26 protein-coding genes are annotated in these 21782 nt (G+C 63.0%); 15 read left to right on the forward strand and 11 right to left on the reverse strand.

Annotation, left to right across the window (positions count from 1 at the left end):
• The first annotated feature begins 108 nt into the window (after positions 1 to 108).
• A complete protein-coding gene (locus AC070A_RS15840) occupies positions 109 to 615 on the forward strand; it encodes a GNAT family N-acetyltransferase (RefSeq protein WP_057254977.1) in 507 nt (168 codons plus the stop codon).
• 131 nt (positions 616 to 746) lie between these two features.
• Here AC070A_RS15840 and AC070A_RS15845 read toward each other — a convergent pair whose 3' ends face one another.
• Complete coding sequence (locus AC070A_RS15845; protein WP_057254978.1) at positions 747 to 1349, reverse strand: hypothetical protein; 603 nt, start codon at positions 1347 to 1349, stop codon at positions 747 to 749.
• A gap of 161 nt (positions 1350 to 1510) precedes the next feature.
• On the opposite strand from AC070A_RS15845, the gene ppa reads away from it, so the two are divergent.
• Positions 1511 to 2044 carry an inorganic diphosphatase gene (gene ppa, locus AC070A_RS15850; protein ID WP_057254979.1) on the forward strand — a complete coding sequence of 178 codons (534 nt, stop codon included), beginning with the start codon at positions 1511 to 1513 and terminating at the stop codon, positions 2042 to 2044.
• 2 nt (positions 2045 to 2046) lie between these two features.
• On the opposite strand, the gene AC070A_RS15855 is transcribed toward ppa, so the two are convergent.
• Together AC070A_RS15855 and AC070A_RS15860 are read right to left on the reverse strand one after the other, a co-directional pair.
• The gene (locus AC070A_RS15855; protein WP_057254980.1) at positions 2047 to 2364 is read right to left on the reverse strand and encodes a DUF167 domain-containing protein; all 318 of its coding nucleotides are present in this window, start codon (positions 2362 to 2364) and stop codon (positions 2047 to 2049) included.
• A 2-nt stretch (positions 2365 to 2366) separates the two neighbouring features.
• Complete coding sequence (locus tag AC070A_RS15860; protein ID WP_093233116.1) at positions 2367 to 2660, reverse strand: YggT family protein; 294 nt, start codon at positions 2658 to 2660, stop codon at positions 2367 to 2369.
• 134 nt (positions 2661 to 2794) lie between these two features.
• On the opposite strand from AC070A_RS15860, the gene AC070A_RS15865 reads away from it, so the two are divergent.
• Positions 2795 to 4036, forward strand: coding sequence for an MFS transporter (locus tag AC070A_RS15865; RefSeq protein WP_058325708.1), 1242 nt, complete (start codon positions 2795 to 2797; stop codon positions 4034 to 4036).
• 33 nt (positions 4037 to 4069) lie between these two features.
• Here the strand turns inward: AC070A_RS15865 and AC070A_RS15870 are convergent, their stop codons facing one another.
• The 6 genes from AC070A_RS15870 to hemC all read right to left on the reverse strand — a co-directional run bounded on the left by AC070A_RS15870 (position 4070) and on the right by hemC (position 10152).
• Positions 4070 to 4810 carry a glutamine amidotransferase gene (locus AC070A_RS15870; protein WP_058321716.1) on the reverse strand — a complete coding sequence of 247 codons (741 nt, stop codon included), beginning with the start codon at positions 4808 to 4810 and terminating at the stop codon, positions 4070 to 4072.
• Position 4811: 1 nt separating this feature from the next.
• On the reverse strand, positions 4812 to 5294 hold the full coding sequence (locus AC070A_RS15875; protein WP_057254984.1) for a tellurite resistance TerB family protein: 483 nt from the start codon (positions 5292 to 5294) through the stop codon (positions 4812 to 4814).
• A gap of 26 nt (positions 5295 to 5320) precedes the next feature.
• Positions 5321 to 6958 carry a heme biosynthesis protein HemY gene (locus tag AC070A_RS15880; RefSeq protein WP_112995685.1) on the reverse strand — a complete coding sequence of 546 codons (1638 nt, stop codon included), beginning with the start codon at positions 6956 to 6958 and terminating at the stop codon, positions 5321 to 5323.
• A 121-nt stretch (positions 6959 to 7079) separates the two neighbouring features.
• Entirely contained in the window at positions 7080 to 8348 is a 1269-nt protein-coding gene (locus AC070A_RS15885) for a COG4223 family protein (RefSeq protein WP_112995686.1), read from the reverse strand.
• Positions 8349 to 8504: 156 nt separating this feature from the next.
• Positions 8505 to 9218: a uroporphyrinogen-III synthase gene (locus AC070A_RS15890; RefSeq protein WP_113132358.1), complete on the reverse strand. Its 714-nt coding sequence runs from the start codon at positions 9216 to 9218 to the stop codon at positions 8505 to 8507.
• A 4-nt stretch (positions 9219 to 9222) separates the two neighbouring features.
• The gene (hemC, locus tag AC070A_RS15895; protein ID WP_113736949.1) at positions 9223 to 10152 is read right to left on the reverse strand and encodes a hydroxymethylbilane synthase; all 930 of its coding nucleotides are present in this window, start codon (positions 10150 to 10152) and stop codon (positions 9223 to 9225) included.
• Between the two features lie 74 nt (positions 10153 to 10226).
• Between hemC and tsaD the strand changes: the two genes are divergently transcribed.
• From tsaD to AC070A_RS15925, 6 genes are all read left to right on the forward strand, one after another.
• Positions 10227 to 11321, forward strand: coding sequence for a tRNA (adenosine(37)-N6)-threonylcarbamoyltransferase complex transferase subunit TsaD (gene tsaD / locus AC070A_RS15900; protein WP_112995689.1), 1095 nt, complete (start codon positions 10227 to 10229; stop codon positions 11319 to 11321).
• 23 nt (positions 11322 to 11344) lie between these two features.
• Positions 11345 to 12346, forward strand: a complete 1002-nt coding sequence (locus tag AC070A_RS15905) for an NAD(P)H-dependent glycerol-3-phosphate dehydrogenase (RefSeq protein WP_112995690.1) — start codon at positions 11345 to 11347, stop codon at positions 12344 to 12346.
• A 78-nt stretch (positions 12347 to 12424) separates the two neighbouring features.
• Complete coding sequence (locus AC070A_RS15910; RefSeq protein ID WP_058325702.1) at positions 12425 to 12718, forward strand: YciI-like protein; 294 nt, start codon at positions 12425 to 12427, stop codon at positions 12716 to 12718.
• 6 nt (positions 12719 to 12724) lie between these two features.
• Complete coding sequence (locus AC070A_RS15915; protein ID WP_058325701.1) at positions 12725 to 13156, forward strand: EVE domain-containing protein; 432 nt, start codon at positions 12725 to 12727, stop codon at positions 13154 to 13156.
• Positions 13157 to 13217: 61 nt separating this feature from the next.
• A complete protein-coding gene (locus tag AC070A_RS15920) occupies positions 13218 to 13883 on the forward strand; it encodes a class I SAM-dependent methyltransferase (protein ID WP_057254993.1) in 666 nt (221 codons plus the stop codon).
• 49 nt (positions 13884 to 13932) lie between these two features.
• Positions 13933 to 14340 carry a DUF1761 domain-containing protein gene (locus tag AC070A_RS15925; protein WP_093233124.1) on the forward strand — a complete coding sequence of 136 codons (408 nt, stop codon included), beginning with the start codon at positions 13933 to 13935 and terminating at the stop codon, positions 14338 to 14340.
• Between the two features lie 290 nt (positions 14341 to 14630).
• Here AC070A_RS15925 and AC070A_RS15930 read toward each other — a convergent pair whose 3' ends face one another.
• Together AC070A_RS15930 and AC070A_RS15935 are read right to left on the reverse strand one after the other, a co-directional pair.
• Positions 14631 to 14909 carry a DUF4304 domain-containing protein gene (locus tag AC070A_RS15930; protein ID WP_112995691.1) on the reverse strand — a complete coding sequence of 93 codons (279 nt, stop codon included), beginning with the start codon at positions 14907 to 14909 and terminating at the stop codon, positions 14631 to 14633.
• 61 nt (positions 14910 to 14970) lie between these two features.
• Positions 14971 to 15804, reverse strand: a complete 834-nt coding sequence (locus AC070A_RS15935) for a hypothetical protein (protein WP_057254995.1) — start codon at positions 15802 to 15804, stop codon at positions 14971 to 14973.
• Between the two features lie 305 nt (positions 15805 to 16109).
• Between AC070A_RS15935 and sdhC the strand changes: the two genes are divergently transcribed.
• The 6 genes from sdhC (at position 16110) to zapE (ending at position 21611) form a co-directional block, all read left to right on the forward strand.
• Positions 16110 to 16502, forward strand: coding sequence for a succinate dehydrogenase, cytochrome b556 subunit (sdhC, locus tag AC070A_RS15940; RefSeq protein WP_034802580.1), 393 nt, complete (start codon positions 16110 to 16112; stop codon positions 16500 to 16502).
• A 14-nt stretch (positions 16503 to 16516) separates the two neighbouring features.
• Positions 16517 to 16897 carry a succinate dehydrogenase, hydrophobic membrane anchor protein gene (sdhD, locus tag AC070A_RS15945; RefSeq protein WP_058321723.1) on the forward strand — a complete coding sequence of 127 codons (381 nt, stop codon included), beginning with the start codon at positions 16517 to 16519 and terminating at the stop codon, positions 16895 to 16897.
• 7 nt (positions 16898 to 16904) lie between these two features.
• Positions 16905 to 18746 carry a succinate dehydrogenase flavoprotein subunit gene (gene sdhA, locus AC070A_RS15950; protein WP_057254997.1) on the forward strand — a complete coding sequence of 614 codons (1842 nt, stop codon included), beginning with the start codon at positions 16905 to 16907 and terminating at the stop codon, positions 18744 to 18746.
• 18 nt (positions 18747 to 18764) lie between these two features.
• A complete protein-coding gene (locus tag AC070A_RS15955; RefSeq protein ID WP_057254998.1) occupies positions 18765 to 19544 on the forward strand; it encodes a succinate dehydrogenase iron-sulfur subunit in 780 nt (259 codons plus the stop codon).
• A 304-nt stretch (positions 19545 to 19848) separates the two neighbouring features.
• Complete coding sequence (locus AC070A_RS15960; RefSeq protein WP_057254999.1) at positions 19849 to 20397, forward strand: protease inhibitor Inh/omp19 family protein; 549 nt, start codon at positions 19849 to 19851, stop codon at positions 20395 to 20397.
• A gap of 59 nt (positions 20398 to 20456) precedes the next feature.
• Positions 20457 to 21611 (forward strand): cell division protein ZapE, encoded by a 1155-nt coding sequence (zapE, locus tag AC070A_RS15965; RefSeq protein WP_057255000.1) that lies wholly within the window; start codon positions 20457 to 20459, stop codon positions 21609 to 21611.
• Positions 21612 to 21782 lie beyond the last annotated feature (171 nt).

The following is a 21782-nucleotide window of genomic DNA, read 5'->3' on the forward strand; positions in this document are numbered from 1 at the left end:
AAGGCGTTAACCTTCCATAGGGTGCCGTTAAAGTTGCCTGTGGGTTAACGCTGGCCGGCAACCGGGCGGGATTCCTGTTCGCCTTGTGTGCGTTTAGAGTCGCGAGTCATGAAGACTGTTTCGATAGAGATTCGGCCCGGAGAGCCGCAGGAAGCGTCGGCAATTGCCGATGTGCACCGCGTTTCGTGGCTGCAAGCCTATGGCGGTCTCATCCCCCACCGTCCCCTGGTTCAGATGGTCAACCGCCGCGACGAGGTCTGGTGGCGCAAGGCGACACGCGGGCCTGCTACGCTGCTCGTCGTCGACGTGGCCGGAACCATTGCCGGCTACGCCACGCTCGGCCTCAGCCGCGCCAAGGCCCTGCCGCAGGAAGGCGAGATCTACGAGATCTATCTCCGGCCGGAATATCAGGGCATCGGTCTCGGGCGCATTCTCTTCGGCGAAGCCAAGAGCCTGCTGCGTTCGCTCGGCTGCCGCGGCCTCGTCGTCTGGTGCCTCGAGGATAGTGAGCACGCCTACCAGTTCTTCCAGGGCGCCGGTGGCACGGACATCGCCGAAGGCATGGAAGATTTCGGCGACAAGCATCTGAAGAAGGTCGGCTTCGCCTGGAACTAGAGCATCCCGCTCTCAAGTGGAATCACTGGAGGCGGAAAGATGCTCTAGAATCAAAGTGCTAGAGCATCCTTTGTGCGTTCATTTGAACGCACGGCGCTCTAGGCTTTCCCGCTTCCGGTTGAGATCAGCCGCTATTCCGGCAGTTCGTTGCGTGGTGCGCTTGCCTTGTCGCCTTGCGTGCCATGGTAGACCGCCTTGTCGACGCCACAGCGGAAGGTCGGCGCCACCTCGTCGGCGATCTTGCGGGCGAGCGCGTTGGGATCGGGATTGGCGAGCGCATCGACATAGCCGGCGACGCAGCCCTTGCCGTCGTCCTTCTGGGCTACCGTGGAGACGACGAGAACCTGCCCTTCAAGCGCAGGTGCCGATGCTCCCGTCGCCGGGTCGGGGTTCTCGATGAACCAGCGCAGGATCGTCGCGACCGGGGTGCCGCCTTTGACGATGCGCCATTCCACTGTGGCGCCGGCGTGGTTGAAGGGGATGAAGGTTTCGAACGCCTCGTTGCGGTAGCGCTCGTTGAGGTGACCGAAGGAGAAGCTCTGGCGGATATCCATCTCCTTGAAATGAGCCGGATAATCGCCATGGCCCGGGCAGGTCATCAGGGAGTACCTGCCCGGCTCCTCTTTAATCGTCTTGCACTTTTCGCGGCTGACGTTGACATAGACGCTCTCATTGGCCACCGCGGGTCCGGCGGACAACAGGACCAGCGACAGGCATGCAACCTTTCCGTTCATCGTGATCTCCCTCGAACGAGATTTTGACGATCATGCGGGTCGTTCGGTGATGACAAAACGACCGGTTGAATCTGCATTTCGGACGAAAGTTATGTTGCATCGCGGCATGTTTCCCTTTATCCGACGGGGCAAACTTCTCAAACTGACCCTGGAGTAGATCCATGCGCATCGACGCGATTTCCATCGGAAAGAATCCACCAGAAGATGTCAACGTCATCGTTGAAGTTCCCGTCGGCGGCCATCCGATCAAGTACGAGATGGACAAGGAAGCCGGCACGCTGGTCGTCGACCGCTTCCTCTACACGCCGATGACCTATCCGGGTAACTACGGCTTTGTGCCGCACACGCTCTCGGACGACGGCGATCCGATCGACGTTCTGATCTGCAACACCCGCCCTCTCGTTCCGGGCTGCGTCATCAATGTCCGCCCGATCGGCGTGATGATGATGGAAGACAATTCCGGCCAGGACGAAAAGATCATCGCGGTTCCGTCGGCTCACCTGACGCAGCGCTACGACAAGGTGCACGAATACACCGACCTGCCGGAAATCACGCTCAAGCAGATCGAGCACTTCTTCGAGCACTACAAGGATCTGGAGCCCGGCAAGTGGGTGAAGATTTTTGGTTGGAAGGATGCTTCCGTCGCAAGGCAGCTGATCAAGGAAGCCGTCGAGCGCGCCAAGGGCGCCAAGTAAGTTTACTTGCCGACCAACTGTGCAAGTCGCTCTATCAAATCCTCCGGGTCGCCATCGATCCGGAGGATTTTTTTGCGCTGCGTTTCGCCTGAGATGAGGGAAAGCTTGCTCTTGGCAAGCCCGAGCTTCTTCGAAAGAAAGGCAATCAGCGCCTGGTTGGCCTTGCCTTTTTCCGGAACCGCGCTGACGCGCACTTTCAAATGTTCTTCCCCGTCGGCAGCCGCTTCCAAGCCATCAATGGCATCGCGGCCGCCGTTCGGCGTCAAGCGTACCGTCAGGCGAACGTGGTCGCCATGCGCGGTGAAGGCCGGATTGGCCATCGTCAGCCAAGCAGCGCCTGCGCGACCGTCGTGTTCAGGAAGAGCTGGATGAAATAGAGGATCACCAGCACCACCAGGGGCGACAGGTCCACGCCGCCCATGTCGGGCAGCACGCGGCGGATCGGGCGATAGAGCGGCTCCGTCAGCTGATAGAGCGAGCGGCCGATCATGTTGATCGCCTGGTTGTTCACGTTGATGACGTTGAACGCGTAGAGCCAGGAAAAGATGGCCGACGCGATAACCAGAAACCACGCGATGTTGATGATGAAGTTCAAGGTGCCGATGACAGCAAGCATGCCGGTCTCCAAATCGTTATTGACAGACATGTAGACATTGAGACCTAAACGAGCAAGTACGCCGGTTTATCGGGCGCGATCATGTTTAACATGGGACCGCACGATAACCGAGCCTCAGCAGGAGCCCCTTCCGCATGTCCGCCGTTCATGCCTCGCATCGTTTTGCCGCCTTTCGGCATGTCGGCTATCGCCGCTATTTCTTCTCGCGCTTCCTGGCGTACTTCGCGATCCAGATCATTTCGGTCGCCGTCGGCTGGCAGATCTATGACCTTACGCGTGACCCGTTCGATCTCGGCCTGATCGGCCTCTTCCAGTTTCTGCCGTCACTGGTGCTGATCCTCGTCACTGGCGCGGCTGCAGACCGCTACAACCGGCGCATGATCATGGGGATCTGCATGGTCATCAGCACGCTCTGCGCGACGGCATTGCTGCTGCTGACGGTATCCGGATTGTTTTCGCCCTGGCCGGTCTATGCAATCCTAGTCGTCTTCGGCATCGAACGCGCCTTCCTGGCGCCCGCGTCCCAGTCACTGGCGCCCAACCTTGTGCCGCCCGAAGACCTACCCAATGCGATCGCCTGGAATTCCACGTCCTGGCAGACGGCGATGATCGTCGGCCCCGTTGCCGGCGGCTTGATCTATGCGCTCGGCGCCGTCGTTCCCTATGCCGTCGGCGTCTGCTTCTTCCTGGCATCCGCGCTCATGGTCTTTGCCATCCCGAGGCCCGCGACCCGCACGCAAGCCTCCGCCCAGAGCTGGGAGACGATCACCGCCGGTTTCCGCTACATCAAGGCCGAAAAGGTGGTTCTGGGCGCGATATCGCTCGATCTCTTCGCGGTCCTGCTCGGCGGTGCGGTGGCGCTGATGCCGGTCTTTGCCCGCGACATCCTCGATCTCGGTCCCTGGGGTCTCGGCCTCTTGCGCGCCGCTCCGGGTATCGGTGCCGTCAGTATGGCGGTCTGGCTCGCGGCGCATCCGATCCGCCACCGTGCCGGTTTCTACATGTTCACCGGTGTCGCACTCTTCGGGCTCGGTACCGTTGTCTTCGGTCTTTCGGCGACGCCCTGGATATCGATCGCCGCGCTCATCGTCATGGGCGCTGCCGATATGATCTCGGTTTATGTGCGCGAAATCCTGATCACGCTCTGGACGCCGGACGAGCTGCGCGGCCGGGTCAACGCCGTCAACATGGTGTTCATCGGCGCGTCGAACGAGCTTGGCGAGTTCCGTGCCGGCATGATGGCATCCGGCTTCGGCGCCGTCTTTGCGGTGGTCTTCGGCGGCATGGGCACGCTGCTCGTGTCCGGGCTCTGGGCGCTCGGCTTCCCGCAACTGCGCAAGATCGACACGCTCGACGTGCCCGACCACCACAAGTAAGGGCGCACGCCCCAGGGGGGCTCCTATGGGGTCTTACGGTCTTCCTGGAATTGCTTCCGGCCGCTCATCGCGCAGGAAGATCAGTTCCAGGAAGTTTTCCATCCAGGTGCGCAGTGGACCGTCATGCTGCATGCGGCCATCGAGATGCGCCTTGCCCACCTGGGCACCGGGCATCTCGAAGCGGTGCGCGCCGTGCACGACCCAGCGGTGCATCATCGCGCGTGTCAGCTCGCCGTGGAACTGAATGCCCCAGGCATTGTCGCCATAGCGGAAGGCTTGGTTGGGGTAGGTGTTACCGGTTGCGAGCAGCTCGGCTCCGGCAGGTAGGTCGAAACCCTCGCGGTGGAAATGGTAAACCATATCAGGCCAATCCATCAGCGCCTTGCCGGCATCGGTTGCGATCAGCGGATACCAGCCGATCTCGGTCATGCCCTCGTGATGCGGCGCCACGGAGCCGCCGAGATTGCGCGCCAGCATCTGCGCGCCGAGGCAGATGCCGAGATAGGGCTTGTTCTCCTTGAGCGGCACGGACAGCCAGTCGATCTCGCGGCGGACAAACTCTTCCTCGTCATTGGCGCTCATCGGACCGCCAAAAATGATCGTGCCGCTATGATGCTCCAGGGTCGGCGGCAGGTCATCGCCAAGGGCCGGCCGGCGGATGTCGAGCCGAAAGCCCTTCTGCTCCAGAATCTGGCCGACACGGCCGGCACTCGACCGCTCCTGATGCAGGATGATCAAGACTGGTTTTCGCGCGCTTGTGTCCGGCATCGGCATTTCAGGTTTCCTGTTGCGGCTCGGCGTCCTCGACGGTGTCGCTTCTCGCTGCGGCCTCCTGCCGCTGCAACACCCGGTCGCGCCCGGAGACGGCGAGCAGATCGGCGATGCGCCAGATCACGTGGTCTTCCATTTCGCTGCGTTTGCCGTCGGCATAGACGATATCCCAGAGCATGCCGACGAGTTCGATGCGCTGTTCCTCCGAGAGGTGGCGCTTGAGCTCGGCGGTGAACTGGTAGTAATCGATCGCCTCGCTTTCGGCAGTCTTGCCCGCTTCGATCAGCGCGGCAAGCGAGGCATCGTCGAGCTTGTAGTGTTGCTTGATGACCGATCGCATCTTGCGCCGTTCGGACGCAAGGATCCGGCCGTCGGCTTCCATGACCTGGAAACAGAGGGCGATGACCGCCACGCGTGGATCGCCGTGCTCTATCCGCGTCGCCGGGCCGGTCAGGCCGTCGAGAAACGTCCGTAAGCGTTCAAACATGTATTCTGCCACAGCCCCTTGAGAGTTCAGAACAGTCGGAAACTAGCCTTTTCCGGCGCCTTCTCGCCGGTAGCTGGATCGCGCACGCCGGGATCATCCGGCGGACGGCCGAAGAAGGGATCAGGCATGTGCTCGCCGTTGGTAACCTCTTCCTTCTCCGTCTTCTTGACCGGAGTCTTGTCGGCGATCGGCTCGGACGGTTTGCGCTCCGTGACCTTGATCGGTTGCGGTTCCCGTTCGGCCTCGAGGATGACGGGCGCTTCGCTGCGGCGGGCTACGGGGGCCGGTTCATGCGCACGCGGCTCCGCGGCCACCGGCGGCAGACTGCGGATCGCTTCGTCGGCATTCGATTGGTCGTGGTCGACGGTCGCCGAAAGCGTATGCGGCGGCGCTTTCCATTCGAACGCATCGAGCCGTCCGCTGACGGGCGAGACCGGCAGCCAGGTCGGCGACGTCACGCCGTCGGCAGTCCAGGCCGGATCCCGTGGGCTGCGCAGGGCCTGCGCCATCCAGTGGCGGATGCGGCCCTCGTCGCCGGTGTCGGCTTCTTCTATGTCGGCGAGCAACAGGAAGACGCTCTCGGTCGGATCGAGCCTGGCGGCGGCTTCCGCCTTGGTGCGGGCCAGAAGCAGTTCGCGCGCTTCGAGCGCGGCCTCGGCGACAGCTGCCATCGCCACGGCATTGTTGGGCCTGAGGGCTTCAAGTTTGCGCGCCCGCTTCAACCGGTCGACGGCGGTGTCGCCGCCGCGGGCACGCACGTAAAGCCGCGCCACGTCCGGGTGAGGCTCGTGCTTCCAGTTTTTCTCCAGGATCGAGGTCCCCTTGCGCAGGTTGTCCTCGCGAAACAGCGCCTTGGCGGCCGTCAGCGCCGCCGGCACCAGATGTTCGTCGAGCTTCAGTGCCGCAAGCGCATCGTCGCGGGCACCCTTCACGTCGCCGTCGAGCTTTGTGATCGCCCGGGCGGTCAAGAGCACCGCCCTCTTACGGTCGGCCTCCTTGCGTTCGACCACATGGGCGGCGCGGCTCTTGTCGAGAAGACGCAGAGCATCGTCCCACTCCCCAGCCTGGCTCTGGCTGTCGAGCGTCGCGAGAGCCGCCCATGGCAGATGCGGTGCTTTCTCGGCGGCGCGTTCGGCATATTGCCGGGCGGCCTCGTGGGCACCGAGGCGCTTGGCTTCGAGGTAGAGGCCGCGAAGCCCGAGTTCGCGGGTCTCCGGATCGTCGGCCATCAGCTCGAACTTGCGGCGCGCGTCGTCGTACTTGCCTTCGATGAGGGCGGTTTGCGCTTCGAGCAGGTGGATCAACGGCTCCTGGTCGGCGCTGATCAATCCGCGGGTGCGGGCGGTCATCTTGCGGGCAAGATTGGCGTCGCCGGCGCCGGCAGCGATCAGGCCGGTCGAAAGCGCCTGGTAGCCACGGTCGCGCTTGCGGGCGCGGAAATACCGGGTGACGGTGTGGGGCGAGAGCCAGATGGTGCGTACCAGCCAGACGGCGATCAGCACGGCCGCGATCAGCGAAATCAGCAGTGATGCGGCGCGCATCAGGCTCATCTCGATGAGCTGACCTTGCCAGACCAGCGAAAGTTCACCCGGTCGGTCCGCGAGCCACGCGAAGCCGAGGCCGAGACCAAGCACGATCAGGATGAAAATCAGAATGCGGATCATATCTGGTTCCCTCAGATCACGATGATTTTGGGTCGCCGACCCAAAGTCATAGACATGATCGTTTTCCATAAGTTAGAGCGGGATGCGGGCGGAAAACCGCATACACTTTTCCTCATCCGCTCTAGCCCTCTGTGCCCGGCTTTGCCATCGTCGCGGCGACGGCGGCATCGATCGCGGCTTCGACACGCAGACGCTGGTCGAGCTTGGCCTTGAAGGCCTCGCCCGCCGGTTTGGCGGCATCCGGCAGGCCATCCCACTCCAGGGCAGCGCCCTTGAGATCGCCATTGTTCAGCTTGTCCTCGATGCGGGCAATGACGGCTTCGGGCGTTTCACCCTCGACGCTGCCGACAGGGCGTACGCGAATGCCGGACATGGCGCTGGACACCAGCCGGTCGAAGATGCCCTCGTTCGGATCGGGTTGATTGAGGGCGTCGAGCATGGCGTCGGCCGTCTTCGGGAACTCGCGCCGTAGATCGGAGCGGGTCGGCACGCCGACCTGAGCGTCCTGGGCCAGAGCGGCGACGGCCTGTTCGTCCGGTGCGATGCTGCGCAGCGCGTCGAGTTCGGCGAGGAAGGGGCCGCCGCGATCGATTGCCGACTTCAGCGCGGTGACCGCGACCGCCTTGGCCATCTGGATGTCGTTGACCGGCTCGTTGAGTTTCTGCTCTGCGGATTCGATGCGGCTCGTCAGTTCCGCCTTCTCCGTTGTCGCCGTCTGCTGGGCGTCGGCGAGTGTCGTCTTCAGCCCTGCTAGTTCCTTGGTAAGGTTGTCGATCTCCGCCTTCAGCGTTTCGACCTCGGCACTCGGCGCGCCGTTCGTGCCGGGTTGGGCGGCTGATTGTTCGAGGGCGGCGATGCGGCCTTCGAGCGCCGTGTTGTCGACGACTGCGGCGGTCGTGGGCAGTGCTGCGACCTGATCGCGCAGTGCCTGCAGTTCGCTGGAGATGTTCTGCTCGACGCCACGCTCAGGGCCAAGTCCGGGGACGATGCCGGCATATTGCAGGCCGCCAAAGCCGAGCAGCGTCACAAGGCCACCGAGGATACCGGCGGCGAGCGCGCCGGAGTTCGACACCGGTTTCTGTCGAGGCGCCGGTTCCGTCTCCTGTGCCGCGTGCGGCGGTTCTTCGGCGAAGACGGCTGCGGCCGCGTCGGCACGCTGCTCCTCGATCTCTTCTTCCAGGCGCGATCCGGCGGCGCTGTCATCGCTGCTGTCCGTTGCCGTCTCATCCGCCTTGGCGTCGCTTGTCGGACTTTCGCTTGCCACGTCCGTCACCGTCTCGCGGGTTGTTTCGGCCTCAGCCGGTTCCGCAACGGTTTTTTCCGCTTCGAGGTCGATCGTCAGCGGTTCCTTCTCGGACTTCGAGCGGCGCGGCGGGTTTTCCGATACCATGGTGACCTCTTACCGTTGGTTCCTGTCGGCTCTTCTCCCAAACCTAGTCAGCCCGAACGGTGAGGGAAAGCCCCTCCGTTTCGATTTTGGCTGAATCGGCCCTGGAGTGACGTGGAATGCGGGCGGAAAACCGCCAACATTTTTCTTCATCCCATTTTAGATCAAACTAAAAAGGTTTTCTTCGTCGGGCTTTGCGGCAATCTGCGCCATGACGTTGCTTGGCAGCGCCTCGGCGACGGCAGCGCTCAGGCAGAGATAGCGCGGGCTGAAGGACGCAGCGTCCAGACAGCCCTCCAGCAGCAATGCCGCCAGGCGTCGAGCCGTCTCGCGGGAATAGAGCAGAACGGCGTCGGGCCGGCCGGTTTGCACGAGATCCCGTAGCGTGTCAGGCGGGTGTGCGATCGGTTCCATGCGGTAGCATTCTACCGTTCTATGAGTGATGCCATGATGCCTGAGGGCGGCCTCGAGACCATCGGAGCGCGGAGAGCCGGTCAGGTAGAGCAGCGGCTGTTTCGGCAAGGTGCCGACGGCCGAAACAATCAGCCCGGCCAGCGCTTCGCCGGTGCCATCGCCGATGCGGAGATCGGTGAAGCCAAGTTCTCGTGCTGCCCGCGCAGTCGCCTCGCCGACGCAGAAGCATGGGGTTTTCAGATGCTTTTCCATTTCGCCGCCCAGAGCGGCGAGGACCCGAACCGCTTCGGCGCTGGTCAAGACAATGGCTGCAAACGGTATGTCTAGCGCTGCTTCGGCAACGGCGGTCAGATGCATGGCCCGCATCAATGGCAGGAGGATCGGCTGGTGGCCGGCAGCCTCCAGCCGACGCGCAGTCGCCTCGGCGGCGGGAAGCGGCCGGGTGACGAGCACGCGCATCGGCTCAGGTCCAGCTTGCAAAGAAGCCCGGGCCGGCCTTGGCGCGGATTTCCTCGCCCGCCTTTTTGCCGAGCGCTTCGGCGTCGGTGGCCTTGCCTTCGATCGTGACGCGATGATGGGTCTGGCCATCGGGCGTGAGGATCATGCCGGAAAAACTGAGATGGGTGCCATCCGAGGTGGCGAGGCCGGCGATCGGCGTGCGGCAGGAACCGTCGAGCGTCGCGAGGAAGCCGCGCTCGCAGGTAACCGCCTCATGGGTGCGCGGATCGTCGACGGCGGCGAGCAGGTCGTTGATGCGGCTGTCGCCGACCCGGCTTTCGATGCAGATCGCGCCTTGCGCCGGGGCCGGCGGGAAATCGGCCGGGTCCAGCAGTTCGGTTGGAACGTCGGTCATGCCGAGCCGCTTCAGCCCGGCATAGGCGAGCAGCGTTGCATCGACCTGGCCCTCGGCGAGTTTTCTCAGCCGCGTTTCCACCTGGCCGCGATAGGTGATGACGTGGAGATCCGGCCGCAGCCGGCGGATCAGCGCCTGGCGGCGCAGCGACGAGGAACCGACAGTGGAGCCTTCAGGCAGTTCCATCAGTTTCGGTGCCGTGCGGCCGATGAAGGCGTCGCGAATGTCCTCGCGCGGCAGGAAGGCGGAAAGACAGAGCCCGTCCGGCAGCTTCGTCGGCATGTCCTTGGACGAATGCACGGCGAAATCGAGTTCGCCCGACAGCAATTGCTGCTCGATCTCCTCGGTGAACAGGCCCTTGCCGCCGATCTCGGCGAGCGAGCGGTCGGTGATCCGGTCGCCCTTGGTCGAGAGAATGACGACCTCGAACATTTCCGGCGCCAGACCATGCGCCGCTGCGAGGCGATCGCGCGTTTCATGGGCTTGTGCGAGCGCCAGCGGACTGCCGCGCGTGCCGATCCGGAAAGGTTTTGTTTGCATCAAAGGCTATCCATTGTTACCGGAGTTCCGTGTACCCACCTTTCGGTGCGACCGCAATCTTTGAGTATACTCTGATGTCTCCGCCCCTGCGCATCCTCGGCATAGAAACAAGCTGCGACGAAACCGCCGCTTCCGTTATTTTGCGCGATTCCGACGGCAAGGGTCACATTCTCGGCGACGTCGTTCTGAGCCAGCTGGAAGAGCATAGCGCCTATGGCGGCGTGGTTCCGGAGATCGCCGCGCGCGCCCATGTGGAAGCGCTCGACACGCTGATCGAGGAGGCGCTGCTGCGCGCCAGCGTCACGCTTGCCGACATCGATGCGATCGCTGCGACAAGTGGTCCCGGTCTGATTGGCGGCCTGATCGTCGGGCTGATGACCGGCAAGGCGATCGCGCGCGCGACCGGCAAGCCGCTCTACGCCGTCAACCATCTCGAAGGCCACGCGCTGACGGCGCGGCTGACGGACGGACTTTCCTTTCCCTATCTGATGTTGCTCGTCTCCGGCGGCCATACGCAGCTTATCCTCGTCAAGGGCGTCGGCGAATACGAGCGCTGGGGCACGACGATCGACGATGCGCTTGGCGAGGCCTTCGACAAGACGGCGAAACTGCTCGGTCTTGCCTATCCGGGTGGTCCGGCGGTCGAGCGTGCGGCGCTCGCCGGCAATCCCCAGCGTTTCGATTTTCCGCGCCCGCTCGTCGGTGACGCCCGGCTCGATTTCTCCTTCTCGGGACTGAAAACGGCGGTGCGCCAGGCGGCGCAATCGCTGGAGCCCGTGACGGAGCAGGACATCGCGGATATCTGCGCTTCCTTCCAGCGTGCGATCTCGCGCACGCTGAAGGATCGCGTCGGGCGCGGGCTGAAGCGCTTCAAGGCGGAACACGCGGGCGTGGCGCGTCCGGCCCTGGTGGTTGCCGGCGGCGTTGCCGCGAACCAGATGCTGCGTTCGACGCTGCAGACCCTGTGCGCTCAATCCGGTTTCGACTTTATCGCGCCGCCGCTTTCGCTTTGCACTGACAATGCCGCGATGATCGCCTGGGCCGGTGCGGAGCGCCTGGCGGCGGGCATGGTGGCCGATGGCCTCGACGTTGCGCCGCGCTCGCGCTGGCCGCTCGACGCCCAAGCGCAGGCACTGCTCGGCTCCGGCAAACGCGGCGCCAAGGCATGATGCCAGAATGTGACGGATAAAGAATGAGCGAAACCTCCAAGATCGGGCCGAAAATCGTCGTGGTTGGCGCTGGCGCCTTTGGCACTGCCTTGGCTGCGGTTGCGGCCTCGGCGGCAGGCAGCGACGTGACGTTGCTCGCCCGTCGGCAGGAGATTGCTGAAGCGTGCCGCAATACCGGTCGCAACGAGGATGCCCTGCCGGGCATCGATCTGCCGCCGGCGCTGAAACATACGGCGGATGTCTCCGTTCTCGCCGAAGCCGAAGTCGTGCTGTTCGCCATGCCGTCTCAGGCGCACCGTGATGCGGCGCGGCAATATGGCCCGCAGATCAATGCAGCCGCTACGATCGTCACCTGTGCCAAGGGCATGGAGCAAGCGACCGGCCGGTTGCTGACCGACGTTCTGGCGGAGGAATTGCCCGGTCGTTCGATCGGCGTGCTCTCGGGTCCCGGTTTCGCCGCAGATATCGCCAAGGGCCTGCCGACTGCGATGGTAATCGCTGCCGCCGATGCTCAAACGGCGACGATGCTGGCAGAGGTGCTTTCAGGCCCGACCTTCCGGCTCTACCCGTCGCAGGATCGCATCGGGGTGCAGCTCGGCGGCGCGCTCAAGAACGTGCTGGCGATTGCCTGCGGCATCGTCGAGGGTGCGGGTCTCGGCGATTCCGCCCGCGCAGCGCTGATCTCGCGCGGCCTTGCCGAGATGTCGCGCTTCATTGCCGCCGAGGGTGGTGAGGCCGACACGGTGCGCGGCCTCTCGGGTCTCGGCGATCTCGTGTTGACGGCCACCAGCCACCAGTCGCGCAATTTGCGCTTCGGCATCGCGCTCGGCCAGAACGGCCGCGCCGATGGGGGCAAGGGCGAGCTGGTCGAAGGCGCCTTTGCCGCGTCGGTCGCCGCGCGCGTCGCCCATGATCTCGGCGTCGAGATGCCGATCACCGAAGCGGTGGCGGCGATTATCGACGGCAAGCTCGATGTCCGCACCGCACTCGAACAATTGATGACACGCCCGATCACCCAGGAATAATCCGGTAGCGGGGTGCGCAAAAGTGTAAAGCGGTTTTCCGCTCGCATCCCGCGCCAAACGACAACTTCAGGAGGAAGCATGCTCTTCGCACTTCATTGCACCGACAAACCCGGCGCGCTGCAGCTTCGGCTCGATACCCGCCCCGATCATGTCGCCTATCTCAACGATCTCAACGCCAAGGGCATTCTGAAGATCGCGGGCCCGTTCCTGGGTGACGACGGCAAGCCGACCGGCAGCCTGGTGATCGTCAAGGCCGAGACCATCGCGGAAGCCCGCGCCATTGCCGAAGCGGATCCCTATGCCAAGGCGGGCCTCTTCTCCGATGTCGAGATCAAGGCCTTCAACTGGGTCTTCAACAATCCGGAGGCCTGAGACGCGATGGCGCATTGGCTCTACAAATCCGAACCGGTCAAGTGGTCCTGGCAGATGCAGAAGGATGCAGGCGCCAAGGGCACCGAATGGACCGGCGTGCGCAACTATCTGGCGCGCAACAACATGCGGGCGATGCAGATCGGCGACAAAGGCTTCTTCTACCACTCGAACGAGGGTCTGGAGATCGTCGGCATTACCGAGGTCTGCGCGCTTTCGCATCCGGATTCGACTGCCGAGGGTGACGCCCGCTGGGATTGCGTCGATATCCGCGCTGTCACCGACATGCCGCGTCCGGTGACATTGAAAGAGATCAAGGACAATCCGAAGCTCGCCAAGATGTCGCTCGTCACTTCCATGCGCCTGTCGGTGCAGCCGGTGACCGAGGACGAATGGATCGAGGTCTGCCGCATGGGCGGGCTCGACAATCCTCCGCGGTAATCTTGTTTTTCCGCCTATCCTGAAACCGCTTTCGCCTTTCGGATAGGCTCGGAGAGTTTTCGTGAAGACCGATCCGGAAAGTTTCATCCTCGCCAATACCGGCGTGCTTTCGCCGCCTCACGTGCCGGAGGTGCGCCTGCATCTGGCAACCGAGGCGCATGAGCTCTGGCTGAAGACCGAGGAGGAATTGCAGGAAATCGGCCTGCCGCCGCCGTTCTGGGCCTTTGCCTGGGCCGGCGGGCAGGGGCTTGCCCGCTACATCCTTGATCATCCCGAAACGGTGCGCGGCAGGCAGGTCGTCGACTTCGCCTCCGGTTCGGGCTTGGTAGCAATCGCCGCGATGAAGGCGGGGGCGGCATCGGTTCTTGCCGCCGATATCGATCCCTGGGCGAAAACGGCGGTCCGGCTCAATGCCGAACTCAACGGCGTCGCCCTTTCCTATACGGACGAGGACGTGACCGGTCGCGAACTTGGGGCCGATGTCTACCTCGCCGGCGACGTCTTCTACGACAAGGCTTTTGCCGACCGGCTGAAACCGTGGTTTTCGGATCTGACGGCGAAAGGGGCGACAGTGATCGTCGGCGACCCCGGCCGTTCCTATTGCCCGCGCGAGATGATGACGGCCCTTGCCACCTACGAGGTTCCCGTGACCCGCGCGCTGGAGGACAGCGAGGTCAAGTGCACGACGGTCTGGCGCTTCGGGGGCACTGCGAACACGGACAGTTGACAGCCCAAAGGCCTTCGATTCCAATCCCCGCAAAAACGGGGGAACGAACATGGTATTTGCGGGCATGAACTATCTGGCGGTGCTGATCGCCGCCATTGCGGCCTTCGTCATCGGCGCGATCTACTACGGCGTTCTCGGCAAACCCTGGATGAAGGCGGCGCGCATCGATCCCGCGGCTGCGCAAATGTCGCCGGTTCTCTTTGCCATTTCCTTCGTCTCGGAACTGGTGATGGCGACCATGGTCGCCGGCGTCGTCGGCCACCTCGGGCCGGGCGAGGTCACGCTCGTCAACGGCGTCGTCTCGGCCTTCTTCCTTTGGCTCGGCTTCGTCGCGACGACCCTCATCGTCAACCATCGCTACCAGGGCTTCGGTTGGGACCTGTCGCTGATCGACGGCGGACACTGGCTGCTGGTGCTTCTGGCAATGGGCGCGATCATCGGCGCCATGGGCGTGTGATGCTGAGCCGGTCGGTGACTTCGCCTCGCGGGCGGCCGCTCGCATGAGGAGAACGCCAACACGCTGACGAGCGTTATCCGACCTCTGCTAGATCGAGGCGCGTGTGACGCGCTCGACAAGATGCGCCCGCGCGGCACTTGAGAATGTCCAGTCCGGAAGTGATTTGCTTTCAAGCGCCTCTTTTAAGCCGGCCTCCGAATTGCATGTCAGCAATAGCCGCAAGCCGTGGCGCTTGATCAATTCCACCAGACGCAACGACCGTTCATCGTCAGAGAGCGGGTATTCAAGGTTCAGCAGCTTCTTGCACAGTTCGCGCGAGTGGGCGGGCAGAGTCTCTTCGAGCCTGAAGCGGTGTCTCCATGGTATTCTTTGGGTTGTGGCACTGTCGAGATCGCTCGGATGACCACAGAAAAGTTGAGGTAATACTGGGGGCCGAACTGCGACCTTTGGACGTTTACGATCAGAACGGTTTCGTCATTTTCGAGATACCAGCTTGATGACTTTCTCCTGAAGCCAAGTGGCTTCAACAGCGACGACACGGCATCAGCGACGGGGTTTGCTACAGGCATTTGGACGAAATGGCTCCAGACGGGCTCATAGCCGCGGTTTCCCGCGAATCCGTGACATGAACTAACGCCGGATCACACAGACGCCGTGTTCATAGGCGCAGGAGCCGTTCATCGTCTGCGGCGTGACATTGATGATCTTGCCGCGTCTGGTCTGCGGCGGCGATTCGGACTGCCCGTCGTCGGCATAGCCATAGTCGCCTTCCTGGTTGAAATAGATGCCGTTGCCGAGATCCACATAGGCGGAAATGCCGCCGACATAGGTGCCGATGCCCGGGATGGTGTCTGGATATTCATCGCCGCCATAGTAGCCCTGGCGATAGTCGCGGCGCTGGCCACCGGACGTCCAGATCTCGCGGCCGGCCCTGTCGCGAACCCATCCGCCGCCGCTTCCCCAGTGCTCGGCATAGCGGCCGGGATATGGGCGATACTGCGGGAGGCGAACATGCCGCGTGCGTGTCTCGACTTCCGGCAGTCCATTGGCGATGCGTGGTCGACCATCGTGGCGACGGCCTCCGGACGTCCAGATGTCGTTGCCTGCCCTGTCACGAACCCATCCGCCGCGATGCTCCCAGCGCCCGGTGTAGGGGCCGGGATAGGGGCGATATCGGGGAAGGCGAACGTGCCGGGTGCGGGTGTTCACGTCCGGCAACCCATCGTTGGCCATCCAGTCGCGACGGTGCATGCGATTGCGGTTCCAGCCGTTGCGGTAGCCCATGCCGCCAAACTCGTAGCGCGGACCGGGGCGACCTTGATACATGCGGACATGGTTGGTTCGTGTCTGAACGCCGCGTGCTCCGCCCCAGTCGCGGGCCTCCAAGGGGATGCAGGTGGTGACGATGACCAGGCCGGCGAGCGCTAGCACTTTGGTCGCATGGATTGCCTTGAACAGAGTCATTCTGTTCGCCCTCCGGAGGACACTTAACAATTGGTTAAGATCACTCTCGCCCACTTTCGCGGGAAAGTCACGGAATTGCTTGGCTTTTTGCGGCTATCGTTAACGGATGCCCATGTCTCCGGCAGGCTGGAAAATGGCGCAATTCGTCTAATCGATTAAATTGATTTTGCACCGCAAACACACTTGTCGTTAAGCATTATGGTGATTAAAGGTCCGAATGACTGAATTGCGCACAATCAGGTGCGATACCGGACTAAATTCGTCCAGTTTTTTGGGCGAAAATCCGGGCATTCCGTGAGGTTCCGATGACGAATGTCACAAGAAGCCGGCCACTCTCGCCGCATCTTCAAATCTATAAGCCGATCCCGACGATGGTCATGTCCATCGTGCACCGCATCACCGGCGGCGCGCTCTACTTCGGCACCATCCTCGTTGCCTGGTGGCTGATCGCCGCCGCGTCGGGTGCGGCCTACTACGACTGGGTCAGCTGGCTGTTCGGCACGCTGATCGGCAAGCTGGTGCTCTTCGGCTACACCTGGGCGTTGGTGCACCACATGCTCGGAGGCTTGCGCCACTTTGCCTGGGATCTCGGCTACGGTTACGAGAAGCACTTCGCCACCAAGATGGCCAAGGCGACGATCATCGGTTCGGTGGCTCTGACGCTGCTGATCTGGGTTGTCGGCTATCTCGTCCGCTAAGAGGAAAGACACCCATGGATATGCGCACACCTCTCGGCAAGGTCCGCGGCCTCGGTTCGGCCAAGGAAGGCACCGATCACTTCTGGCGCCAGCGCCTGACGGCGGTCGCCAACGTTCCGCTGTTGATCTTCTTCGTCATCTTCCTCGTTCGCTACGCCGGTGCGCCCCACGCGGACGTCGTCGCCGCGCTTGCGAACCCCTTCGTCGCCGTCGTCATGGCTCTTGTCGTGCTCTCGGGCCTCATCCACATGCGGCTCGGCATGCAGGTGATCATCGAAGACTACGTGCATGGCGAAGGCATGAAGATCGTCCTTCTCATGCTCAATACATTTTTCACGATCGCGGTTGGTGGGCTCTGTCTCTTCGCCATCCTGAAGATCGCTTTTGCAGGGTAATTTCGCCATGGCATCGAACAGTTCACCCGCTGCAAACGGCAAGGCCTATGAATATGTCGATCACGCCTTCGACGTCGTCGTCGTCGGCGCCGGCGGCGCCGGTCTGCGTGCCACCCTCGGCATGGCAGAGCAGGGTCTGAAGACCGCCTGCATCACCAAGGTCTTCCCGACCCGCTCGCACACGGTTGCCGCCCAGGGCGGCATCGCTGCCTCGCTGCAGAACATGACGCCGGACAGCTGGCAGTGGCACCTCTACGACACCGTCAAGGGTTCCGACTGGCTCGGCGACGTCGACGCCATGCAGTATCTCGCCATGGAAGCGCCGAAGGCGGTCTATGAGCTCGAGCACTACGGCGTGCCCTTTTCGCGCAATGCCGAAGGCAAGATCTACCAGCGGCCCTTCGGCGGCCACATGCAGAACTACGGCGAAGGCCCGCCGGTTCAGCGCACCTGTGCTGCTGCCGACCGTACCGGCCACGCGATCCTGCACACGCTCTATGGCCAGTCGCTCAAGAACAATGCCGAGTTCTTCATCGAGTATTTCGCGCTCGACCTGATCATGTCGGATGACGGCCGCTGCACCGGCGTCGTCGCCTGGAACCTCGATGACGGTACGATCCATCGCTTTTCCGCCAAGATGGTGGTGCTGGCGACCGGCGGCTACGGCCGCGCCTATTTCTCGGCGACCTCTGCGCACACCTGCACCGGCGACGGCGGCGGTATGATCGCGCGCGCCGGCCTGCCGCTGCAGGACATGGAATTCGTCCAGTTCCACCCGACCGGCATCTACGGCGCGGGCTGCCTGATCACCGAAGGCGCACGCGGCGAAGGCGGTTACCTCGTCAACTCCGAAGGCGAGCGCTTCATGGAGCGCTACGCGCCCTCGGCCAAGGACCTTGCCTCGCGTGACGTCGTATCGCGCTGCATGACGATGGAAATCCGCGAAGGCCGCGGCGTCGGCAAGAACAAGGACCACATCTTCCTGCACCTCGACCACCTGGATCCGGCGGTCCTGCACGAGCGCCTGCCGGGCATCTCGGAATCGGCGAAGATCTTTGCCGGCGTCGATGTGACGCGCGAGCCGATCCCGGTTCTGCCGACGGTGCACTACAACATGGGCGGCGTGCCGACCAACTACTGGGGCGAAGTCCTGAACGCCGATGCCCAAAACCCGGAGCGCATCGCGCCCGGCCTGATGGCGGTGGGCGAAGCCGGCTGCGCCTCGGTGCACGGCGCCAACCGTCTCGGTTCCAACTCGCTGATCGACCTCGTGGTCTTCGGCCGCGCCGCTGCCATCCGCGCCGGCCAGGTGATCGACCGCAACGAGGCGGTGCCGGAGCTCAACAAGGCCGCCTGCGACCGGATCATGGACCGCTTCGACCGCCTGCGTAACGCCAATGGCAGCACGCCGACGGCGGTGCTGCGCGAAAAGATGCAGCGCGCCATGCAGGAAGATGCGGCCGTGTTCCGCACCCAGGAATCGCTGGAATCGGGCTGCAAGCGCATCTCGGCGATCTGGAAGGAGCTGCCTGATATCAAGGTCACCGACCGCTCGATGATCTGGAACTCCGACCTGGTCGAGACGCTGGAACTCGAAAACCTCATGGCCAACGCCATCACGACGATCTACGGCGCCGAAGCGCGCAAGGAGAGCCGTGGGTCGCACGCCCGCGAGGACTTCACCGAAGGCGCTCTCGGCGGCCGCGACGACGTCAACTGGCGCAAGCACACGCTTGCCTGGGTCAACGAAGCCGGCGACGTCAAGCTCGACTACCGCCCCGTTCATACCGACCTGATTGCCGACGGCATCGATCCCAAGAAGATCGAGCCGAAGGCGCGCGTCTACTGATCTTGAGGAATAAGCCACATGGTTGAACTCGCTCTCCCCAAGAACTCGCAGATGACGGAAGGCAAGGTCTGGCCGAAGCCGCAGGGCGCGACCAACGTTCGCGAATACCGCATCTACCGCTGGAACCCGGATGACGGCGCCAATCCGCGCATCGACACCTTCTACATTGATGTCGACGATTGCGGCCCGATGGTGCTCGACGGTCTGCTCTACATCAAGAACAAGATCGACCCGACGCTGACGTTGCGCCGCTCCTGCCGCGAAGGCATCTGCGGCTCCTGCGCCATGAACATCGACGGCACCAACACGCTCGCCTGCACCAAGGGCATGGACGAGGTGAAGGGCACGGTGAAGGTTTATCCGCTGCCGCACATGCCTGTCGTCAAGGACCTTGTGCCGGACCTCACCAACTTCTACGCCCAGCACCGCTCGATCGAGCCCTGGCTGAAGACGGTGTCGCCGACGCCGGCCAAGGAATGGAAGCAGAGCCACGAGGACCGCCTGAAACTCGACGGCCTCTACGAGTGCATTCTGTGCGCCTGCTGCTCGACCTCCTGTCCGAGCTATTGGTGGAACGGCGACCGCTACCTCGGTCCGGCCGTGCTGCTGCAGGCCTATCGCTGGCTGATCGACAGCCGCGACGAAGCGACCGGCGAGCGTCTCGACAATCTCGAGGACCCCTTCCGCCTCTACCGCTGCCACACGATCATGAACTGCGCCCAGGCCTGTCCGAAGGGCCTGAACCCGGCGAAGGCGATCGGCGAAATCAAGAAGATGCTGGTCGAGCGCCGCGTCTGACCGGCCGGATTGGAAACGAAGTTCAGGAGACGGCGAGCCTTGGCTCGCCGTTTTCTTTTTGATGTCATCGGTGAAACGGCGATCGACAATTCGTGATTGTGCCGCGGCGACAGGGGATAGGCAGTTGGCAATGTGGCGATAACCGCGCCGAGCATGCGTCTTGCAGCCGGGCTGTCAGGACGTTTCAATCCTGCAACAGGTCGCAAGGAATCGTCGTCGCTTGATTTGTCAGGTGGATTTGCTGTATTTCGGCCTATATTGTCGCGTTGCATCATGGTTCGCGGACACGAACAGGAGTAGGGATATGCGGGTTATTCATGCGGCGGCGGGGCTGGCAGTTGTGCTTGCGCTGACCGGATGCCAAAGAACATCGATGGGCGGTTTCGGTTCCCAGGATGTTTCACCCGCTCCCATCCAGGCCGCACCGGTTCCCTCGGTTTCGTCGAACCAGCTTCCGGCGCCGAGCGGCAACACCTCGCAATTCCCGGCTGCACCGGCGAGCGGCACGGCGATCGCCGGCGGCGGTGTTCAGCAGCCCGGCACGCAGGTCGCCGCGGCGGCGGGCGGCGGGCTTGACGTCACCAAGGAATCGATGGTCGGCAACTGGCGCGTATCGAGCGCCGGCTCCTCCTGTGACATGTTCCTGACGCTTACCAATCTCGGCTCCGGCTCGCGCGGCGGCACCCGCGGCTGCGCCGGCGAGCTGACGACCATGGGCTCCTGGGAAGTGGCCGGCAAGCAGGTGGTTCTGAAAGACCGCAGCGGCAACGCCATCGCCCGTCTCTACAAGACGGCCGACGCCCGGTTCGACGGCTCGACCAATGGCGGCCAGCCGGTCAGCCTCAGCCGCTGACGCTTTTCCAGCCCGGTCTCGCGCCGGGCTTTTGTTTTCCGGCTCCTCTCGGGTGAGACGTGCTCAATCCTGACGACAGTATCTACCGCAAGCTCGAAGCGCTCGTTACGAGTGGCGAGCGTAAGCGCGACCCCGCACAGTTTACGATTGCGCGGCGTTTCGATCATCTTTCCGCCGAGCTGCTCGCCAGCCGCCCGTCGCGCAAGACCAATGCGCTCGGCTGGCTGTTCGCCTCGCGCAAGAAGGACCATCCGCCGGTAAAGGGCCTCTACATCCATGGCGGCGTCGGGCGTGGCAAGACCATGCTGATGGACCTGTTCTTCGATACCGTGCCGATCCAGCGCAAGCGTCGGGCGCACTTCCACGAGTTCATGGCCGATGTGCACGAGCGCATCTACAAGCACCGCCAGAAGCTGAAGAACGGCGAGACGAAACAGGCCGATCCGATCCCGCCTGTCGCCTCGGAGCTTTTCGGCGAGGCCCGGCTGCTCTGTTTCGACGAGTTTTCGGTGACCGATATTGCCGACGCGATGATCCTTGGGCGGCTCTTCGGCGAGCTTTTCGCAAAGGGCTGCGTGCTGATCGCGACGTCGAACGTGGCGCCTGACGATCTCTATCGCGACGGCCTCAATCGCGGCCTGTTCCTGCCCTTCATCGATCTGCTCAAGGCGAATGCCGAGGTCATTTCCTTGGACACGGATACCGACTATCGCCTCACGAAGACGGACGGAAGTCCGGTGTGGCTTTCGCCGCTCGGCCCGGAGGCGGATGCGGCGATGGCGCGCGCCTGGATGCGGGAAACCCGCAACGAGGCTGTTGCTCCGGCCGAAGTGCCGCGCAAGGGCCGCAAGATCCATGTGCCGGCCGCCGCCGGGCAGAGCGCCCGCTTTGCGTTCGCCGATCTCTGCCAGCAGCCACTGGGTGCTGCCGATTATCTAGCGATCCTCGAGCGTTACTCGACGATCTTCGTCGACCACGTGCCGCATCTGGGACCCCATATGCGCAACGAGACCAAGCGCTTCATCCTTCTGGTCGACACGCTCTACGACAATGGCGCCCGATTGTTCGCGTCGGCCGCGGCCGAGCCACAGGATCTCCTGACCCAGAAGAAGGGTACGGAAGGCTTCGAGTTCGACCGCACGGTTTCGCGTCTGATCGAGATGCAAAGTGAGGAATATGCCGCCGAACACCCCGCCAATCGGACCGTTTCGTGACGCGGTTGTGACGGAAAGTCTTACGTTTACGTAAGACTTTTATGATCTAACCGATTGAAATTGCTTCATCCAAAAGTATCGTTTGATATTTTACCATTTGCCGTTTAATGGCTTTCGGCGAAGGTTTGGCGTTTGCCGCGTTTCAGGCCTTGATCATATTGGGATCACAAA

Source organism: Ensifer sp. GW101-20A05, from assembly GCF_059424735.1.

What these genes read in the sequence shown, in the direction of transcription:
- sdhA (WP_057254997.1), top strand. Translation starts at nt 16,905, where the DNA reads ATGGCATCGAACAGTTCACCCGCTGCAAACGGCAAGGCCTATGAATAT.
- AC070A_RS15925 (WP_093233124.1), top strand. Translation starts at nt 13,933, where the DNA reads ATGGTATTTGCGGGCATGAACTATCTGGCGGTGCTGATCGCCGCCATT.
- AC070A_RS15870 (WP_058321716.1), bottom strand. Translation starts at nt 4,810, where the DNA reads ATGCCGATGCCGGACACAAGCGCGCGAAAACCAGTCTTGATCATCCTG.
- AC070A_RS15855 (WP_057254980.1), bottom strand. Translation starts at nt 2,364, where the DNA reads ATGGCCAATCCGGCCTTCACCGCGCATGGCGACCACGTTCGCCTGACG.
- AC070A_RS15915 (WP_058325701.1), top strand. Translation starts at nt 12,725, where the DNA reads ATGGCGCATTGGCTCTACAAATCCGAACCGGTCAAGTGGTCCTGGCAG.
- AC070A_RS15840 (WP_057254977.1), top strand. Translation starts at nt 109, where the DNA reads ATGAAGACTGTTTCGATAGAGATTCGGCCCGGAGAGCCGCAGGAAGCG.
- AC070A_RS15955 (WP_057254998.1), top strand. Translation starts at nt 18,765, where the DNA reads ATGGTTGAACTCGCTCTCCCCAAGAACTCGCAGATGACGGAAGGCAAG.
- AC070A_RS15845 (WP_057254978.1), bottom strand. Translation starts at nt 1,349, where the DNA reads ATGAACGGAAAGGTTGCATGCCTGTCGCTGGTCCTGTTGTCCGCCGGA.
- AC070A_RS15960 (WP_057254999.1), top strand. Translation starts at nt 19,849, where the DNA reads ATGCGGGTTATTCATGCGGCGGCGGGGCTGGCAGTTGTGCTTGCGCTG.
- AC070A_RS15935 (WP_057254995.1), bottom strand. Translation starts at nt 15,804, where the DNA reads ATGACTCTGTTCAAGGCAATCCATGCGACCAAAGTGCTAGCGCTCGCC.
- sdhD (WP_058321723.1), top strand. Translation starts at nt 16,517, where the DNA reads ATGGATATGCGCACACCTCTCGGCAAGGTCCGCGGCCTCGGTTCGGCC.
- ppa (WP_057254979.1), top strand. Translation starts at nt 1,511, where the DNA reads ATGCGCATCGACGCGATTTCCATCGGAAAGAATCCACCAGAAGATGTC.
- AC070A_RS15910 (WP_058325702.1), top strand. Translation starts at nt 12,425, where the DNA reads ATGCTCTTCGCACTTCATTGCACCGACAAACCCGGCGCGCTGCAGCTT.
- AC070A_RS15865 (WP_058325708.1), top strand. Translation starts at nt 2,795, where the DNA reads ATGTCCGCCGTTCATGCCTCGCATCGTTTTGCCGCCTTTCGGCATGTC.
- AC070A_RS15890 (WP_113132358.1), bottom strand. Translation starts at nt 9,218, where the DNA reads ATGCGCGTGCTCGTCACCCGGCCGCTTCCCGCCGCCGAGGCGACTGCG.
- AC070A_RS15885 (WP_112995686.1), bottom strand. Translation starts at nt 8,348, where the DNA reads ATGGTATCGGAAAACCCGCCGCGCCGCTCGAAGTCCGAGAAGGAACCG.
- AC070A_RS15930 (WP_112995691.1), bottom strand. Translation starts at nt 14,909, where the DNA reads ATGCCTGTAGCAAACCCCGTCGCTGATGCCGTGTCGTCGCTGTTGAAG.
- AC070A_RS15860 (WP_093233116.1), bottom strand. Translation starts at nt 2,660, where the DNA reads ATGCTTGCTGTCATCGGCACCTTGAACTTCATCATCAACATCGCGTGG.
- hemC (WP_113736949.1), bottom strand. Translation starts at nt 10,152, where the DNA reads ATGCAAACAAAACCTTTCCGGATCGGCACGCGCGGCAGTCCGCTGGCG.
- AC070A_RS15875 (WP_057254984.1), bottom strand. Translation starts at nt 5,294, where the DNA reads ATGTTTGAACGCTTACGGACGTTTCTCGACGGCCTGACCGGCCCGGCG.
- tsaD (WP_112995689.1), top strand. Translation starts at nt 10,227, where the DNA reads ATGTCTCCGCCCCTGCGCATCCTCGGCATAGAAACAAGCTGCGACGAA.
- AC070A_RS15880 (WP_112995685.1), bottom strand. Translation starts at nt 6,958, where the DNA reads ATGATCCGCATTCTGATTTTCATCCTGATCGTGCTTGGTCTCGGCCTC.
- AC070A_RS15905 (WP_112995690.1), top strand. Translation starts at nt 11,345, where the DNA reads ATGAGCGAAACCTCCAAGATCGGGCCGAAAATCGTCGTGGTTGGCGCT.
- sdhC (WP_034802580.1), top strand. Translation starts at nt 16,110, where the DNA reads ATGACGAATGTCACAAGAAGCCGGCCACTCTCGCCGCATCTTCAAATC.